Below are 2,506 nucleotides of genomic sequence, written 5' to 3' on the forward strand. Positions count from 1 at the left end.
TGGAGCGCGCCAATGGCACGCTGCAGGATCGACTGGTCAAGGAGATGCGGCTTGCAGGACTCTCGACGATGGAGGCCGGCAATGCGTTTCTGCCGCCGTTCATGGAGGATTACAATCGACGGTTTGCCAAGGCACCCTTCAACGACAAGGATGTGCATCGGCTGTTGGCCGAGCACGACGACGTTGATGACGCTTTTGCCTGGAAGGAAGAGCGCACTGTTTCGCACAGCCTGACCCTGCAATACGACAAGGTTGCTCTTCATTCTCGAGCCGACCGAGATCACCCGGCCGCTCGCTCGCCAACGGGTCATGGTGTTTGATTATCCGGACGGTCGCCTGGCGATCAAACATAACGGTCGCGAGTTGCCCTACCGCACCTTCGACAAGCTGCAGCAGGTCGACCAGGCCGCCATTGTCGAGAGCAAGCGGCTGGGGCCTGTGCTGGCTTACATTGCCGAGCAGCAGAAGCTGCTGGATACCAATCGCAGCAGAAAGCCCCGCGCCGGCGGGGCCAGGGCAAAAGCATGTTCAAGGCCGGTTGAGAGCCCTGGGCGGCCGCCCGATCAAGTCGTCCCTATCAAGGTATTGTCATACGGGCGCCCGCCACTTCGCAATCCCGGCCAGCTCCGCGCCGTGCGCCCTCCTCGCCGTACCAGCTGGTGACATTTCTAACGAGCACAAACTGCGACTTGTCTATCGGGTTCCAACAGCTTACTTCCGCCGGTGGTAGAAGAGAGCAATCTCCCTCTATTTCGGGTCCGGGATAGCTTGGGCTATTTCGTCGGCCGTGAAGAATCTCTCAAGCGGTTGAGCCGGAGGAGCGGACCGCCCTGCCTCGGCCAAGAAGCCAAATTCAGGTCCACTAGGCATCGTCGCGTGAACTTGGTCTCTGCCGCCGTTTCCCGAAACTTCCGCCTTGACCGGGTCTCCCGCAGGAGCCGGTGAATCTTTCGGAAGCTTGAGGAAACGCAGGACGCAGGGTAGCGATACGGCTGCAGTCGAGTGCGACCCTAAAGACATTCACATGTGCCCCTCCTATGGCTCGCGGAGGATGCGAGTCAGCAGCTGGAGCTCAGATAAACCGCGGCTCTCAATGGCGTGGGGCAGCCCGTTGCGGCAAGACTTGTTCTTGATTGCACGTTCCGAGTCATTGACGAATCTCTACAGTCCCGCGCGATTTTGTCTTATTGCGCTGTTTCAATCTTACGATTGACGCGGGCGGGGACGTCACGCCGCCATCACGTCGAACTCGACATGAACGCGGTCATAGGGAAATTCCACGCCCCCACTTTCCGTCCGCTCCAAAATCCCCGCGCCCAGCAGCAGCGTCACGTCGGAGTGGACCCCCTTGAAGTCGCGGTCGACCCGACGCGCGACTTCCCGGATTGTCAGCGGGCCGGCTCCGGTCATAACTCGCACGATCTCCATGCGTTTGGGCGCCAGCACCCGCCAAAGGTCGCTGACGCTCTCGAATGAAATTCGGTCGTCGCCAGCCTTACGCTGCCCGTGCGCAGTCGCCAGGATGCGGCGCGTCAGGTCGCTTTGTGTCTCGACGCCCAGGATAACCGTCCGCATGTTCTATCTCCGTTTATTCACGTCACGCCAAAAATCCGCCAGCAGCCGCTCCAGCCCACGAAACGCATAAGAGCTTTCCTTGCCATCCAGGTGGCGATGATCGCCCTTGCCGCGCTCATTGTCGTAACGCACGCGGCAGACGCCGTTCACCACATAGGCGAGCCGGTATTTGTAGCTATGCGGACTGCCCGAGACGGGCTCGGGAACTTCCCACACAACCAGCTCGGCAAATCCGGGGCTGACGACAAGCCGGGTTCGCGTGATTTTACGGGCTTTGGCCATTGATGGAAGTTGTTACGTCAAGATGAGCGTGATGTCAATGAATACATCAACACCAACAATTACGATGGATTTGTTTTACTCATAGGTCAGAAATATAGGCGACATCTGGATGCTTGAAGCAGGAACGCACCAAAGCTGGTCTGTTGCCGATGTCGGCGAGCTGGGCGCGGACTCGATCCGCCTTCTTGTGCGCGGGTCGCCATCATGCGGATTTCTTCCAGGGTTCGATGGTCAAGTTGTCGGCCGTCGCGTTTCATGCCGATAGCATACCAACGCCGCAACAATGTCGCCTATATTTCTGACCTGAGTAAGAGTGGAGGCGTCGCCCTTGGTGGTCATGTTGACCATCGAGCACTATCCTTGCTTCCGCATCGGGCGCTTCATCGCCTCATCGGGTCCGGCGGTGCCATTTCGTGGCGAGTGGGCACTCCCAAACAACGCATCGAGCTGTCTGCTGAGCCAGGCTTCCAGCACTTGGACCTCAGCGTCGGAAAACGCGAAGGGCGCCGTCGATCTCGAATTCAACGTAAGCGCTAAGCCGATACCCAGGGTTCGGGGTTAGATTAGATGTGCGAAGAAGCCTCCGGATTGAACGGAGGTTTGGGATGGGATTGGACGGCAAAAAGGACGTCCATTTTGACAGCTCGTT

The 2,506-nt window shown here is 58.7% G+C and carries 2 protein-coding genes and 1 pseudogene; 1 reads left to right on the forward strand and 2 read right to left on the reverse strand.

Features of this window, described 5'->3' with window-relative positions:
* A pseudogene (locus CWO89_RS43055) lies at nt 1–542 on the forward strand (ISNCY family transposase); the annotation flags it as partial.
* Nucleotides 543–1,227: 685 nt separating this feature from the next.
* Here the strand turns inward: CWO89_RS43055 and CWO89_RS43060 are convergent.
* Together CWO89_RS43060 and CWO89_RS43065 are read right to left on the reverse strand one after the other, a co-directional pair.
* A complete protein-coding gene (locus tag CWO89_RS43060; RefSeq protein WP_130231812.1) occupies nt 1,228–1,575 on the reverse strand; it encodes an HVO_A0114 family putative DNA-binding protein in 348 nt (115 codons plus the stop codon).
* 3 nt (nt 1,576–1,578) lie between these two features.
* The gene (locus CWO89_RS43065; RefSeq protein ID WP_130231810.1) at nt 1,579–1,857 is read right to left on the reverse strand and encodes a toxin-antitoxin system TumE family protein; all 279 of its coding nucleotides are present in this window, start codon (nt 1,855–1,857) and stop codon (nt 1,579–1,581) included.
* Between the last annotated feature and the right edge of the window lie 649 nt (nt 1,858–2,506).

This window comes from Bradyrhizobium sp. Leo170 (genome assembly GCF_004296405.1).
Classification (GTDB): Bacteria; Pseudomonadota; Alphaproteobacteria; order Rhizobiales; family Xanthobacteraceae; genus Bradyrhizobium.

Coding starts and splice junctions, on each gene's coding strand:
- CWO89_RS43060 (WP_130231812.1), bottom strand. CDS start 1,575: ATGCGGACGGTTATCCTGGGCGTCGAGACACAAAGCGACCTGACGCGC.
- CWO89_RS43065 (WP_130231810.1), bottom strand. CDS start 1,857: ATGGCCAAAGCCCGTAAAATCACGCGAACCCGGCTTGTCGTCAGCCCC.